The organism is Psychromonas antarctica (assembly GCF_022267535.1).
In the GTDB taxonomy this organism is placed as follows: domain Bacteria; phylum Pseudomonadota; class Gammaproteobacteria; order Enterobacterales; family Psychromonadaceae; genus Psychromonas; species Psychromonas antarctica.
Genome location: NZ_JAHNZV010000075.1, coordinates 1 through 14,423, shown reverse-complemented (window position 1 = coordinate 14,423; position 14,423 = coordinate 1). Strand labels below are relative to the sequence as shown.

Here is a 14,423-nt window from a genome sequence, read left to right as displayed (position 1 = left end):
TGAACAGACGGTTGTCGATTTTTTTACGCAAGTCATGCAAATGGATAACTTTACTTTGCGGCAAGAAGCCCTAGAATGAGGGATGGTTCACTTTTATTGGCTAAAAATGAACCCCGAAACTTGAGTATATAAAATCTATATTTCAAATCAACATGATAGGCTAAAAAAGTATTAAAAATTGCAATAGCAATTTTTATCATACACTACAATCTGCTATATTATCCTTTATTAACCTCTTAATTAATAGGACTTTTATGAGCCGTTCTAAGCAGCTTTTCAATCGAGCGCAAGCAATTATACCCGGTGGAGTAAACTCCCCCGTTCGCGCATTTAATGGTGTCGGTGGAGAGCCACTTTTTATTGAGCGAGCACAAGATGCTTATATTTTTGATGTAGATGGCAACAAATACATAGATTATGTAGGTTCTTGGGGGCCCATGATTTTAGGGCATAACCACCCAGACATTAAAGCGGCGGTCATTACTGCCGCTGAAAACGGTTTAAGTTTTGGTGCACCAACTGAAATTGAGATAATCATGGCTGAAAAAGTGCGCAGCTTGGTGCCCTCGATGGAGCAACTGCGCATGGTAAGCTCGGGCACCGAAGCGACCATGAGTGCAATTCGTTTAGCACGCGGTTTTACCGGGCGCGATAAAATCCTCAAATTTGAAGGCTGTTACCACGGTCATGCTGACTGCTTATTGGTAAAAGCTGGCTCTGGCGCATTAACACTAGGACAGCCAAGTTCACCGGGCGTGCCTGCTGATTTTGCAAAACATACACTGACAGCGACTTATAACGATCTGCAGTCGGTACAACAGCTTTTTAAACAACACCCCGAAGAGATAGCCTGCATCATTGTCGAACCTGTCGCTGGCAATATGAACTGTATCCCGCCTATAGATGGTTTTTTACAGGGATTACGACAGATTTGTGATGACCATAATGCGCTGCTTATTTTAGATGAAGTAATGACAGGTTTCCGTGTTGCACTCGGTGGTGCGCAAGCTTATTACAATGTCAAACCGGATTTAACCACATTAGGTAAAGTGATCGGCGGCGGCATGCCTGTCGGTGCATTTGGTGGTTCAACCAAAGTGATGCAGCATATCGCGCCAACTGGCCCTGTTTATCAGGCCGGCACACTGTCTGGCAATCCGATCGCCATGCACGCAGGATTAGCTGCTTTAACAGCACTGGATAGCCCCGAATATGCACAACTAGCAGAAAAAACTAAAAAGTTAGCTCTCGGCCTGCAAAGAGTAGCAGCAGAGGAAAATGTCGCGTTAGCGGTTAACTTTGTCGGCGGAATGTTTGGTTTCTTCTTTAGCGAAGAAAAAACCATCAGTAACTTTGCACAGGTTTGTGCTTGTGATGTAGAAAAATTCAAAAAATTCTTCCACTTGATGTTACAACAAGGCATCTATCTTGCGCCCTCTTCCTTTGAAGCTGGCTTTTTATCCTTAGCACATACAGATAAAGATATTGAGGATACGTTAATGGCAGCTAAAAAAGCATTTTCAAAGCTCTAAGCGACTTTCAACTGTATGAAAACTGCGCTGTAGCGTAAAAAATGCACTGCTTAATGGCTGTGCATTTTCACTCACAAATTCCCACTAAAGTTAAGCAGATAATTTTTTGTAAGCCCCCTATTACGGTATACTATCCCCTTTTTACTACCATCAGATAAATAGGATCCTTAAACATGAGTCAAGTATTGGATTTAAGCTTAGAAGGTGTCGAAAAACTCCCACTGGCTAAATTTGCCGAAGATGCCTATCTAAACTATGCCATGTACGTGATCATGGATCGCGCACTGCCTCATATCGGCGACGGCTTAAAACCAGTGCAACGCCGCATCGTTTATGCGATGTCAGAGCTCGGTCTATCTGCACTTTCTAAGCATAAAAAATCTGCCCGTACCGTCGGTGATGTGCTCGGTAAATATCACCCACATGGTGATAGTGCGTGTTATGAAGCAATGGTATTAATGGCGCAGCCTTTTTCATACCGCTATCCGTTAATTGATGGTCAAGGTAACTGGGGGGCGCCTGACGACCCGAAGTCATTTGCCGCAATGCGTTATACCGAATCGCGTTTGTCTGCCTTTTCAGAAATATTACTTACCGAGATATCTCAAGGGACGACCGACTGGAAGCCCAATTTTGACGGCACAATGAAAGAGCCAATATTATTACCCGCGCGCCTACCGCATATTTTGCTTAATGGTATTAGCGGCATTGCAGTGGGCATGGCAACCGACATTCCGCCACATAATGTACGAGAAATAGCCTTAGCATGTTGCCATTTAATTGATCACCCAAAAGCGACACTTGATGATCTGATGGGATTTGTACAAGGCCCCGATTACCCGACTGAAGCTGAAATCATTACCCCTAATAGTGATATCAAAAAGATTTATGAAACTGGCCGAGGCAGCTTTAAAAGCCGAGCTGTGTATCAGGTTGATAATGGGGATATTATTATTACCGCGCTACCACATCGCGTATCGGGTGGTAAAATTCTAAAAGATATCGCTAAACAGATGCAGGATAAAAAACTGCCGATGGTTGCGGATTTACGCGATGAGTCGGATCATGAAAATCCGACCCGATTAGTGATAATCCCACGATCTAATCGCATTGATACTGAAGCATTAATGAACCATCTTTTTGCCTCAACCGATCTTGAAGTTAATCATAAAGTTAACCTCAATATGCTTGGTTTGGATAAACGCCCACAGGTTAAAGGACTGCTCAAAATTTTAACTGAGTGGTTAGTTTTTCGCTTTATAACAGTTCGCCGCCGTCTGCAGTTCCGTCTCGATAAAATTTTATCGCGTCTGCATCTGTTGGAAGGATTATTAGTTGCTTATCTGAATATTGATGAAGTGATCGAAATTATCCGCACATTTGATGATGCAAAAGCAGAATTGATGACCCGTTTTTCTCTCTCAGAAAAACAAGCCCATGCCATTTTAGAAATTAAGCTTCGCCAACTCGCTAAGCTGGAAGAGATTCAAATCCGTGGCGAGATAAGTGAATTAACGGAAGAGCAGAAAAAACTTGAACTACTGCTCGGCTCAGAAAGGCGTTTAAATACTTTAGTTAAAAAAGAGATACAAGCTGATGCCCTTAAATATGGTGATGATAGGCGCTCACCACTTATTGAACGTTTAGAAGCCAAAGCATTAACTGAAAAAGAGCTAACCCCCAGTGAAGCCGTAACCATTGTATTATCAAGCCAAGGTTGGGTACGTGCAGCCAAAGGACATGACATCGATGCACATGCATTAAGTTATAAAGCCAGCGACGAGTTTTTGACCAGTACGCAGGGCCGAAGCAATGAAAGCTGTATCTTTATCGATAGCAGTGGCCGTGCTTATTCCTTGGATGCGCACTCACTCCCCTCTGCGCGGAGCCAAGGCGAGCCACTTACGGGCCGATTTAACCAAAATACAAATGTTCCCTTTGTTTCTGTATTGATGGGCGATGATGAGGATCGCTATATTATCAGCAGCGATCATGGTTACGGATTTGTTGCTAAATTCAGTGATATTAATAGCCGCAATAAGAATGGTAAGGCGCTGATCAATCTGACCGAAAATGCATTATTAATGACACCGCAAAAACTCACTCATGCACAGGACGATCTATGCCTGACCATCAGCAATGAAGGGCGCATGTTAATATTTCCAGTAAATAGCCTGCCCAACCTAAGCAAGGGGAAAGGCAATAAAATGATCAACATCAGTACAGCAAAAGCGACTAAACGTGAGGAGTTTGTTACTATGCTGCAAATTATTCCACTATCAAGCGCAGTAACACTGCATGCAGGTAAACGCAAACTAACCTTAAAGCCCAGTGATTTAGAACATTACATAGGTGAACGTGGACGTCGTGGAAACAAACTACCGCGCGGATTACAACGTGTTGATAAAATTGAAGTAATACAAGAACAAGAGAACTAAAGCCATGTTATTTATTATTCGTCTGATATTAATTATGCTGAGTCTGTTTCTGATGAGCATCTACGCCATCTTTTACTGCCTATTCAGCCCACGAAATCCTAAAAACACCTATCATTTTGCCATGCTGTTCAGCAAAATGTCGCACTTAGTCGGTTTAAAAGTGCAGGTGCGCATACCGGAAAGCGCCAAAAGTAATGGCTCGGTTGTGTATATTGCCAATCACCAAAATAACTGCGATATGCTCACTACAACAGGGGCAGTACAACCCGGCTCGGTCACCATAGGTAAAAAAAGCCTTGTTTGGATTCCTTTTTTTGGCCTTATTTACTGGTTAACCGGTAATATTTTGATTGATAGAGATAATAAAAACAAATCTAAAAATACTATTAGCGATGTGGTTGAACAGATGCGAGCCAAAGATCTGGCCGTGTGGATATTCCCTGAAGGCACTCGCAGTCGAGGCCGTGGATTAATGCCCTTTAAGATGGGCGCATTTCATACTGCTCTGCAAGCAGGGGTGAATGTCGTCCCGACTGTGGTTTCAAATACCCACAAGCAGGTTAAATTAAACCGTTGGGATAACGGTGAAGTGATTGTTGAAATGCTTGAACCGATTGATATCAGTCAGTATAAAAAACGTGAAATACGACGCTTAATGAACGATGCTCATGCCATTATGTTAGAAAAGTACGAGCAACTTAATAAAGAAGCAAAACGCCCCGATTGTAGTCATAATTGTTGTGGTTAATAGGAAATTATAATGGAAAAAATTGATTTAAAAGAATTACTCGCCGAATTTCAGGAAGAGACAGAAGAGATTGTTGAAGCGATTCTCGAAGATGGCAGCAATCCAGATGCGGTCTATATGATTGAACATCACCTTTCCTGTAGTGATTTTGATGTGCTAGAGAAAGCGGCAGTAGCCTGTTTTAAAAAAGGCTATGAAGTTACCGATCCGGAAGAGTTAGAGCTTGAAGATGGCTCTATTATTTTAAGCTTTGATGTCGTTATCGAAATGAATCTCGATGAAGAAGCGATTATGGAAGATGTACAAAGACTACTTACTTTAGCCCAATCTTTTGATATTGATTATGACGGCTGGGGTACCTATCCAGAAGAGTAAATGACGCTTTTATAAAATAAGCCGAAAAGTGAACTTTCGGCTTATTTTAAATTCTGTCCTCATTTTCAAATTTTTACCTGATTCACTTTTAGATCTTTTACCTTTTAAACTTTTTTAACCTATTTACTTTGTTTGCAAGCTTTCGCTTAAGAGCCAATAGCGAAATTTCATTACTGATATACTTCTCTGACGACATGTCGATAAAAATAACCCTAAACACAATTTTGCAGTCCGAAGATGTCATGTATGCACGCAGCAAAAGAAATAACATAAAAGCCATTTCCTTGATGACGCGCGCTCATAACGACGAATAATACCAATCCGCATAATAATCAGAGGTTAAATAAATGATAACTTCGTTTTTAAATTCAATACATATTTTATCTTACTAAAGCTGTCGTTCATTATCTAAAAAGCGCAATTAGTTACGATCAGATTATCATTTAAGGTATTAACCACTTGAAATTGTTTATTAATATATCTAGTATCGCAAAATTATTTTTTAGCTGGTTTATTAATTACCATAAAAAATAATTACACTTCACTTATACAACTCATTTATATGGATATTAACAAGACTATGGATATAAAATTTTTAGCGATTGTTTTTGCTTTCGTTTTATCAGGCTGCTCTCACCAAATTCAGATAAATCCTGACATGAAAGAATTTACAACATCAGATCAAAAAATAGATAAGACTGTGGGTTACTTTATTGCTAAAGATGACATCAGCAAAAGTGTAACAACACCTGGTGGTGGCGGAGATAGCGTTACATATCAGCCCTATAAAGATACAGAGACCGTTTTGTATACTGTTTTGATGAATAAATTCTCAGATGTTTACAAGGTAGATTCTCTCGAAGATAATAATTTTATTGAAAAGAATAATATCCGCTATATTTTTATCCCTAAACTAGTGACAAATTCCAGTTCAGGCAGTGCATTCACCTGGCCCCCTACTAAATTTATGATCAGTCTCACTTGTCAGGCAATTAAAAGCGAAGGAGAGGTTGTTTGGGAAAAAAGTATTGATGTTGAAGGCGATGCAGAATTTGATGAATTCAAGAGTGATTTTTCATTAGCAGCAAGACGTGCGACAGAAAAAGCTTTTATCAAGCTTGCTCAAGAGCTAGACAATCAACCTATATTTACAAAATAGAGAAGCAAAAATATTATGAGATACCTCTTATTACTTACCGTCATAATCCTGAGTGGTTGTTCCGTTGCAACACCGCCTTATGTAGCCAGCATTTCTAATGTACAAGTCATAAAAAGAAGTGATATTAAAGCACTCAATGTTGGCGATTTTAAGACAGATAAAAACCTTAATAGCATCGGCTTAAGAGCCTCGAACTTAAGTTCCTCAGTGGGTAAAAGTTTTGGAGATTATTTAACAAAAGCAATAACCGACGAATTAAAATTAGCCAACGTTTGGTCGGGAGTATCAGATACTGTCGTGAGTGGCGAGCTTTTAGAAAATGATATTGATATTTCGGGTTTTAGTATCGGCACGGGTATTATTTCAGTGCGATTTTTGGTAAAGAAAGGAGATCTTCTGATTTTTGACAAAAAGATCACAGCCACTCACCAGTTCGAATCTTCATTTATGGGAAATATTGCAATACCCAATGGCCAAATGAGTTATGTAGATCTTGTGCAAAACCTAGTGAAAGCTTTGTTCTCCGATCCTGAGTTTATTCAAGCAGTCAGTTAATCTATCTGGAGAGTCTGTTCTACAGACTCTCCAGATAATTGAAACTTTAGGAAATTCAATACAACTCAGTCAGCATTGAGTAATCGGATAAGGAAGATCGAAACGTTAAGGAGCAACGTTATTAACGTTTATTTTTCTAAATGTTTTCTAGTTGTCTTTTCAATTTTGCTGAATAATAGTGACAATCCTAAGCAGATGATTAAATAAGCCAGCCCAACAAACAACCAAATTTCGAATATTAAACCAGATGAATTGGCTATTTCAGTTCCCACAAAAGTGAGTTCCTGAATAGAGATAAGCGCAACTATCGAGGAATCTTTTACCAATGAGATAGCTTGTCCTGCTAGCGGGGGAGATATATTGCTTATTACCTGTGGGGCGATAACATATCGGTATTTAGACCAGCGCGACAGTCCGAGCGAATATGCAGCTTCCCATTGCCCTTTTTCAATTCCTTCAAGCCCGGATCTAACAACTTCAGCAATATAAGCCGCAGACAGTAAACTAACACAAAAAATACCCGACAGTAGGTTTTCCCATAGGCTTGAACGGCCAAAAAGATAATACGTTAAGCGAGAGAGCTCAGCGTTATGATTTCTTAATAGGTTATCTAAACCCAGTAGCGGAATGAGCTGATTGGAGATGAAAAAGTAAAAAATAAAAACAAAGACCAGCGGTGGAATATTTCGGATGAGCTGAATATAGGCGGTGGCAGGGAGACGAAACAAAGCTATTTTTGAGTGCCGAGCAACGCCTAACAGTATGCCTATTATCGATGCAAAGATCATTCCCCACAGACTAAGACGCAGTGTGGATATAATACCCTGAAAGAAATACGGCAGGCTGCCATCCGCGCTTGGCGTAAAAATCAGATCAACGGCGGCTTTCCAATTCCAGTGATAGTTAACACCGATCGAGGAGCGATAGTAAATCCAACCAATCACCACCATTGTGACCAGTATTAGCATATAATCTAATAGATTAAATGAATAGCGTGGTTTACGCGTTATTGCTTGATTTACACTCACATCTCACCAGTCGTTTTTTTCTTAATTAAAGTCATCCCCCTGCCCATATAGAAGGATTTGATCACTGTTATTGGTTTTGACTTACTTGGCTTTGCCAATCCAGCGTAGCGAACCAATATTCGTAGCGCTCAGATAACCAGCCATCTTCGCTTCTATCTTTGATCCATTTATCAAAAAAGGCTTTTTTATCTTCTTCGCCGAGGCGAACGGCAAAGGCTTCATTACCTTTTGAAAGTCTTTCCGTAAATGGCAGAAATAAGAGATCCTGATGCTTGATGACTTCTTGCTCAGGTTTTGGACTGGAGGCGATAACTGCATGGGCATTACCGTTTAATACTTCCTGAAATGCTTGTGCATCATCATCAAATTGTAGGATTTTTGCTTTCGGAAAGGTTTCACGCGCAACTTGTACTGTAGATGCACCACGTCGAGCGGATATTTTCACCTGTCGAGAGTTAAAATCAGCAAATTCAGTAAACCCTTCAGCTAAGGTTTTATTTGCCGCAAGTTGTACACCTGAGTGTGAATATGGAGTAGTAAATAGCACGCTTTTGGCACGCGATTCAGTAATCGACATGCCGCCGATAATAACATCAAATTTATTGGCTAAAAGAGCCGGGATAATACCATCCCAAGCAGTAGGCACAAACTCCACTTTCCAGCCAGAATCAGCTGCTAAGCGCTTGGCGACATCAATTTCAAAACCAATTAATTCCCCCTGCTTGCTACGCATAGCCCAAGGCACAAAGGTTGACATACCGACGCGCAGAGAGCCTCTTTCCGTGATTTTATCTAAATTTTCTGTGTTGGCAAGGGCGGGAAGCGACAGTGCCATTGCCAGTAATCCCAATAGAAGTATTTTCACTTTTTTCATTTGATTTCTCCTGTCCATATTTTCTAGTGTGCTCGCCATTGCGTGCCCAGTTTATGTTCAAGCCAGGCAGATAGCGCAGAAAGCGAAAGGGTAAGTAATAGATAAATAGCGGCAACCGTAAACCATATCTCAAATGGCATTGCTGTTTCAGCAACAATATTTCGCCCTTCTGTGGTCAGATCAAAAATAGCCATCACACTAACAATAGATGAATTTTTAATAAGAGAAACCACTTCGTTAGTTAATGGCGGCAACGTTCGTTGTAATACCTGCGGCAAGATCACATCTTTGTAGGTAAAATAGGTCGATAAACCAAGCGATTTTGCAGCCTCAAATTGTCCGGTATCGATACTGTTTAATCCAGCTCTAAAAATTTCAGCTGTATAGGCACCTTGAAAAATAGCCAACGCTAAAATGGCCGTTGAAAATCGGTCCAATCCGATAACCGGACCAAAAACAAAATAGAGCAGATAAATTTGCACTAGTAGCGGCGTATTACGGATTAGTTCTATATAACTACGCGCCAGAATCCGCCCAATAATAGAATCGGACACCCGTAATAAAGCGGTAATCAAACCAATAAGCAGTGTTGCAATCAAGCTTAAAGCCGATATCTTAAGCGTGACTAATAATCCATCAATCAGCTCTGCTGACCACCATTGACCTTCCTCATAAAAGAAGATGTAATCGGGAATTCGCTGCCACTGCCAACTATAGCCCATTGCCTGCGCACCACTATCAAGAAGCCAAGCGATCCCGAGTAACAAAATAATTATTTGCAGCAAGGCAGATAAGATGGGTTTAACAACTTGAAAAGTCATCAATGAGCTAAAATCTTATTTAGGAATGCTTTTGTACGTTTATGTTTTGGCGAGTTAAACAGGTTTTCTGGCGTGGCTATTTCGATAACTTCGCCTTCATCCATAAAGACCACTCTGTCAGCTACCTTTTTAGCAAATCCCATCTCATGAGTGACACAAATCATCGTCATGCCTTCCTGAGCAAGTTCAACCATTACATCCAGCACTTCATTGATCATTTCCGGATCTAACGCAGATGTCGGTTCATCAAACAACATAATGCGCGGCATCATACAAAGTGAACGTGCAATGGCAACCCGTTGTTGTTGCCCGCCAGAGAGCTGAGCCGGATATTTATCAGCTTGGTCATCTATTTTGACACGTTCTAAAAAATGCATCGCCAGATCCTTCGCCGCTTGCTTAGACAATTTTAAACTGCGCAGTGGTGCAAGCGTTAAATTTTCAAGCACACTCAGGTGAGGAAACAGGTAAAAGTGCTGAAAAACCATGCCTACTTTACCTTTTTGCTGATTTAAATCCAAGCTATCAAAAACCTTAACTTGCCCTGACGTATAGGGCTCTAATCCGTTAATACATCGAATTAAGGTCGATTTCCCTGAGCCTGACGGTCCACAAATAACCACAATTTCTCCTTCTTCAACAGAAAGATTAATTTTTTTCAGTGCTTGGAACGCTCCAAACCATTTATCGACGTGTTCAAATTCTATTGCCTTTCCGTTTGTTTTTTTCAAAACCATCTCTTTGTATTAAAAGCACTTTATAATCATAACAATATCATTATGATATTGCATCATCGAGCGTTAAACCGATTCATAAAGATGTGAATTTTGTATTAATAAACCAGCCAATATCGAGGCGTACTTCTCTTTGTGTCGTAATTTTCTACTACAACGCATCGAAATTTTTGAAGACTAAGAATGCTTGCCCCTTGCTTTTCTTTTTTACTTCACAGCTAGTATCTGACTTTTTTTATCTAATTTTCGATTTAAGATTAAAGCGCTTAAAATAATAGCCCCCCCTAACCCTAACCTTAAAATATCAGCCTCATGATTCCATATCAACACATTGACTATTATTCCGACAGGAATCAGCAAATTATTCATCACAGCCAGCGCGCCAACATTGACTAAAGTTGCGCCTTTATTCCAAGCAAAATAGCCGACACCAGAAGCGATTGTACCGAGGTAAATAAGTACTCCCCATTGTAAACTCGTTGTGGGTAGCTTTTCAGCATTACCAAAGAGGAGGTAACAAACACTTGCAACCAGTAAGGCGCCAATAAAAAACCAAGCAAAAATATTTTTTTGCTCTAATTTACTGTCCTCTAAAAGGCGTTTATAAGCGACCTGCCCTGTTGCAAAGCAAATATTGGCCCCTTGAACCATCATAAATCCCCACATGAAGTTTGTATCTATGCCGTTGTAACGGATAGCAATCGCTCCGGTTGTTGCAACCATTGCAGTTAACATAAAATGGGCATGAAATTGACGCTGTAGTGCATCATTAATAAGTGTTACGTAAATGGGGGTCATTACAGTAAATAAAAGCACTTCAGGAACAGACAAAAACAAAAAGGAGTGATAATAAAAGACATACATCAAGCCAAGCTGAATTGCCCCTATCCCCATTAACTTCAGCGCACTACTGACATTAATTTGTTGAACACGTAAAAACGGCAAGAAAACCAAGGTTGCTAACCCGATGCGCATTAAAACAGAAAACCAGGGGTCTACCTGCCCGGCTAAATAAGCACCGATCAAGCTAAATGAAAAAGCCCATAATAAGGTCACAGCAAAAAGGTATGGCATTAAATATAATTCCGTTAATTTTTGAAACTAAGTTTTATTTTAAATGATAACATTTATCATGCAAACACTTTTACACCTAACATAAATAAAAAAGGCGAGATAAACAACTCAGTACCATTTTATGGCCGCTATCGGTGTAATTATTGAAATGACCCGCTGCCTTATCAGGCATTAGCACTGATCTCTGATAAACCACAACATTTGTTAATAGATAATTCTCCTTTCTCTTGCTGCTACGTAAAGGAAGTATTCTCGCTAAGCGCAATTTGGGTTGCTGATTTTGCATCTTGAAGTATTATGAGCCTACAATAATCAGCTTATGTCAAAGTGATGTTTATCGAACCATTAAATGACTGAACCCATCGCATCTTAATTACATGACATCTAGCACCATTACTGCCATTGTCGTGGTTTTATTTATAATCATTTCTCGTCACCTAAACTTAATAAGTATTTATGTCTGCTCATTTTATAAATAATATTCCTCTCGGAGCCAGGTATATGCTGATGTCAGCATTTGCTTTTTCACTTATGTCTAGTTGCGTTAAATTAGTAAGTACATATGGCATACCTGTTTTCGAAATCGTTGCAGCTAGGGCAATTGTTTCATTAATAATTAGCTATGTGGATGTAAAAAGGAAAAAAATTTCAGTTTGGGGAAATAATAAAAAATTACTGATTGCAAGAGGTGTTGCTGGTTCCCTTGCGTTGATATGTGTCTATTTCTCAGTAGCGACTTTACCTCTAGCTGAAGCGACCATTTTACAGTACCTATACCCTGTTTTTACTGTCATTCTGGCTTTATTATTTCTACACGAAAAAATTCATATCTCAACGATTATCTGTGTTTTTTGCTGCTTCATGGGAACGCTTTTAATCGTTGCTCCCGGAATGACATTTGAAAATGCAACTGAATTACCGATTCTCAGTGTTGTAGCGGCATTGTTAGGAGCTTTAGGCAGTGCGATTGCTTACGTGATTGTGAAACGACTCAGCGCCAGTGAAGACAGCTCTGTTATTATATTTTACTTTCCAGTTGTTGCATTACCGCTTTCTATTTTTCTACTTGGCAGTGATTTTGTAATGCCAGATAAAGAGGCCCTACTTTTATTGCTCTTCGTCGGCATTTTCACTCAAATGGGGCAAATAGGCCTTACAAAAGCAATGCAAACTGAAGTTGCTAGCAAGGCAGCAGCATATTCTTACGTGCATGTGGTTTTTTCAATAATACTTGGTTGGCTGTTGTTTAGTGAATTCCCCTCTGCATGGACTTTAGCTGGCGGGATCCTGATTATTGTAGGTGCGTTAATAAATGTGTTCGGGAATATGGATCTGCGACAAGTGAAACTAAAAAAAACAACCTAGGAAATTTATATTTATAACATACACGTAACTTTAAGCATGGAATAATAAATATATAGCTAAAGAGTTCAATAAGCGCAGCCGGAGTTGCACCGCAAACAGTAAAAAACACTGAAACGTGATCAAATAGGTGCTGGGAAAAGTTGAAATTACTGCTTTCCTTAGTACTTTAATTCTGATGGTTGAAGAGATATTGTAGCTGTTATAAAAATGAGAAAATGAAGGTTCAGCTCCGAATCTATTGTTAACATGTGCTACTGTTAGGGTAGATTCAAACGGTCAAATAAGATATTGAAAATGAAGTACCGAGAATCCTTATGTTTGAATAATTACCAGTGAAGGATAAGTACATTAACAACCCATTCTTAGATTGTACTAAAAGCTCAATACTGGAGATACACGACACCCGATTAATAACAAAGGAAAGAAAAAGGTGAGCAGTCTTACTTGTTAAAATAGCCCCTAACTTCGTTATAAGTTTTGAAGTGAGAACAACGATCTCCTGCAACTCATGCTTTGTTAGTGCCAATTTATCCTGCGCAAGACTCGATCACTTAGTCAATGCCTTTGCTATAAACAATACAGGCTTACTATGAAAACACATCAAAATGTATTTATTGCCGGCGCTTGGGAAAACACCCTCGTTCCCCTTGAAAAAGCCAATCTTGTATTATTATTTGGTGATCGTCAGCAAATAAAAAATCATTCTGTCATGGAGAATATCCGCACAAATTACCCGCATGCACAAATAGTTGGCTGCACGACATCAGGTGAAATTTTAGGTACAAAAATATATGATGACAGCTTGTGTTTAACGGCTATTGAATTCAAACATTCTTACATTACGGTACGCAGTGCATCTATAAATAATAAATTAACTTACGACGTTGCCAAAAATCTTGCAGACGAAATTTATAACAAAGATCTTAGATATGTCATGGTGTTATGTGATGGACAACAAATTAATGGCAGTGAATTAGTTAATGGGTTACAAGCATCTCTACCGGAAAATATATTAATAACGGGAGGACTAGCTGGAGATGGTACAATCTTTAATGAAACGCTTGTTTGGCATAATGAAAATGCAGAAACGGGGAAAATATTGCTAGTTGGATTTTATGGGGATAAGTTATCATTTAGCCACGGCTGTATTTGTGGTTCAGAGGCATTTGGCCCCGATCGGACGATTACAAAATCAGATGGCAATATCCTCTATGAATTAGATAATAAACCCGCATTAGCACTCTATAAGAAATATCTTGGCCCACACGCCAAAAACTTACCCGCTTCCGCTTTATTTTTTCCTTTATCTATAAAATTAGGCGATCAAAGAGTGTTTCGCACAATTTTGAATATTAATAATAATAATGACTCGATGGTATTTGCCGGCGATTTACCAGAGGGTTCAACGGTTCAATTAATGCATTCAAGTGTAAATAAATTAATTGATGGAGCTGAAATAGCCGCTGAACAAACTCAGAGTAAAGTAATAAAGGATCATGATAATGGCTTGGCTTTACTAATCAGTTGTGTTGGCAGGAGGCTTGTATTAAATAAGTTTAGTGAAGATGAGCTAGAGATAGTAAAAGATGTTTTAGGCGATAACTGGACATATACAGGTTTCTATTCTTACGGCGAACTATCTCCGTTACCGAACAGTAGTCAATGTTCATTACATAATCAAACTATAACAATTACAACTATATGTGAGACTAATGAATAG

General features: G+C 39.5%; 13 protein-coding genes. 8 read left to right on the top strand and 5 right to left on the bottom strand.

Features of this window, described 5'->3' with window-relative positions; genetic code table 11:
• The first annotated feature begins 254 nt into the window (after positions 1-254).
• The 6 genes from hemL (at position 255) to KSO91_RS12900 (ending at position 6,807) form a co-directional block, all read left to right on the top strand.
• Positions 255-1,532, top strand: coding sequence for a glutamate-1-semialdehyde 2,1-aminomutase (gene hemL / locus KSO91_RS12925; protein ID WP_238743413.1), 1,278 nt, complete (start codon positions 255-257; stop codon positions 1,530-1,532).
• 173 nt (positions 1,533-1,705) lie between these two features.
• Positions 1,706-3,970 (top strand): DNA topoisomerase IV subunit A, encoded by a 2,265-nt coding sequence (gene parC / locus KSO91_RS12920; protein ID WP_238743412.1) that lies wholly within the window; start codon positions 1,706-1,708, stop codon positions 3,968-3,970.
• Between the two features lie 4 nt (positions 3,971-3,974).
• Positions 3,975-4,718, top strand: coding sequence for a 1-acylglycerol-3-phosphate O-acyltransferase (locus KSO91_RS12915; protein ID WP_238743411.1), 744 nt, complete (start codon positions 3,975-3,977; stop codon positions 4,716-4,718).
• Between the two features lie 12 nt (positions 4,719-4,730).
• On the top strand, positions 4,731-5,093 hold the full coding sequence (gene rraB, locus KSO91_RS12910; protein WP_238743410.1) for a ribonuclease E inhibitor RraB: 363 nt from the start codon (positions 4,731-4,733) through the stop codon (positions 5,091-5,093).
• A 580-nt stretch (positions 5,094-5,673) separates the two neighbouring features.
• Positions 5,674-6,252 (top strand): hypothetical protein, encoded by a 579-nt coding sequence (locus KSO91_RS12905; RefSeq protein WP_238743409.1) that lies wholly within the window; start codon positions 5,674-5,676, stop codon positions 6,250-6,252.
• A gap of 15 nt (positions 6,253-6,267) precedes the next feature.
• Positions 6,268-6,807, top strand: a complete 540-nt coding sequence (locus KSO91_RS12900; protein WP_238743408.1) for a hypothetical protein — start codon at positions 6,268-6,270, stop codon at positions 6,805-6,807.
• Between the two features lie 128 nt (positions 6,808-6,935).
• On the opposite strand, the gene KSO91_RS12895 is transcribed toward KSO91_RS12900, so the two are convergent.
• The 5 genes from KSO91_RS12895 to KSO91_RS12875 all read right to left on the bottom strand — a co-directional run bounded on the left by KSO91_RS12895 (position 6,936) and on the right by KSO91_RS12875 (position 11,338).
• Positions 6,936-7,835, bottom strand: a complete 900-nt coding sequence (locus tag KSO91_RS12895; protein WP_238743407.1) for an amino acid ABC transporter permease — start codon at positions 7,833-7,835, stop codon at positions 6,936-6,938.
• A 67-nt stretch (positions 7,836-7,902) separates the two neighbouring features.
• A complete protein-coding gene (locus KSO91_RS12890; protein ID WP_238743406.1) occupies positions 7,903-8,709 on the bottom strand; it encodes a transporter substrate-binding domain-containing protein in 807 nt (268 codons plus the stop codon).
• Between the two features lie 23 nt (positions 8,710-8,732).
• Complete coding sequence (locus KSO91_RS12885; protein WP_238743415.1) at positions 8,733-9,530, bottom strand: amino acid ABC transporter permease; 798 nt, start codon at positions 9,528-9,530, stop codon at positions 8,733-8,735.
• Positions 9,530-10,267: an amino acid ABC transporter ATP-binding protein gene (locus KSO91_RS12880; protein ID WP_238743405.1), complete on the bottom strand. Its 738-nt coding sequence runs from the start codon at positions 10,265-10,267 to the stop codon at positions 9,530-9,532. The genes KSO91_RS12885 and KSO91_RS12880 overlap by 1 nt, the downstream gene beginning before the upstream one ends.
• Positions 10,268-10,471: 204 nt before the next feature.
• Positions 10,472-11,338 carry a DMT family transporter gene (locus KSO91_RS12875; RefSeq protein WP_238743404.1) on the bottom strand — a complete coding sequence of 289 codons (867 nt, stop codon included), beginning with the start codon at positions 11,336-11,338 and terminating at the stop codon, positions 10,472-10,474.
• Between the two features lie 501 nt (positions 11,339-11,839).
• Between KSO91_RS12875 and KSO91_RS12870 the strand changes: the two genes are divergently transcribed.
• Positions 11,840-12,703, top strand: a complete 864-nt coding sequence (locus tag KSO91_RS12870; RefSeq protein ID WP_238743414.1) for a DMT family transporter — start codon at positions 11,840-11,842, stop codon at positions 12,701-12,703.
• Positions 12,704-13,292: 589 nt separating this feature from the next.
• Entirely contained in the window at positions 13,293-14,423 is a 1,131-nt protein-coding gene (locus KSO91_RS12865; RefSeq protein ID WP_238743403.1) for an FIST signal transduction protein, read from the top strand.

Excerpts from the sequence above, each read along its gene's own strand:
- KSO91_RS12885 (WP_238743415.1), bottom strand. The coding sequence starts at position 9,530 with ATGACTTTTCAAGTTGTTAAACCCATCTTATCTGCCTTGCTGCAAATA.
- KSO91_RS12875 (WP_238743404.1), bottom strand. The coding sequence starts at position 11,338 with ATGCCATACCTTTTTGCTGTGACCTTATTATGGGCTTTTTCATTTAGC.
- parC (WP_238743412.1), top strand. The coding sequence starts at position 1,706 with ATGAGTCAAGTATTGGATTTAAGCTTAGAAGGTGTCGAAAAACTCCCA.
- KSO91_RS12900 (WP_238743408.1), top strand. The coding sequence starts at position 6,268 with ATGAGATACCTCTTATTACTTACCGTCATAATCCTGAGTGGTTGTTCC.
- rraB (WP_238743410.1), top strand. The coding sequence starts at position 4,731 with ATGGAAAAAATTGATTTAAAAGAATTACTCGCCGAATTTCAGGAAGAG.
- hemL (WP_238743413.1), top strand. The coding sequence starts at position 255 with ATGAGCCGTTCTAAGCAGCTTTTCAATCGAGCGCAAGCAATTATACCC.
- KSO91_RS12865 (WP_238743403.1), top strand. The coding sequence starts at position 13,293 with ATGAAAACACATCAAAATGTATTTATTGCCGGCGCTTGGGAAAACACC.
- KSO91_RS12890 (WP_238743406.1), bottom strand. The coding sequence starts at position 8,709 with ATGAAAAAAGTGAAAATACTTCTATTGGGATTACTGGCAATGGCACTG.
- KSO91_RS12880 (WP_238743405.1), bottom strand. The coding sequence starts at position 10,267 with ATGGTTTTGAAAAAAACAAACGGAAAGGCAATAGAATTTGAACACGTC.
- KSO91_RS12905 (WP_238743409.1), top strand. The coding sequence starts at position 5,674 with ATGGATATAAAATTTTTAGCGATTGTTTTTGCTTTCGTTTTATCAGGC.
- KSO91_RS12870 (WP_238743414.1), top strand. The coding sequence starts at position 11,840 with ATGCTGATGTCAGCATTTGCTTTTTCACTTATGTCTAGTTGCGTTAAA.
- KSO91_RS12915 (WP_238743411.1), top strand. The coding sequence starts at position 3,975 with ATGTTATTTATTATTCGTCTGATATTAATTATGCTGAGTCTGTTTCTG.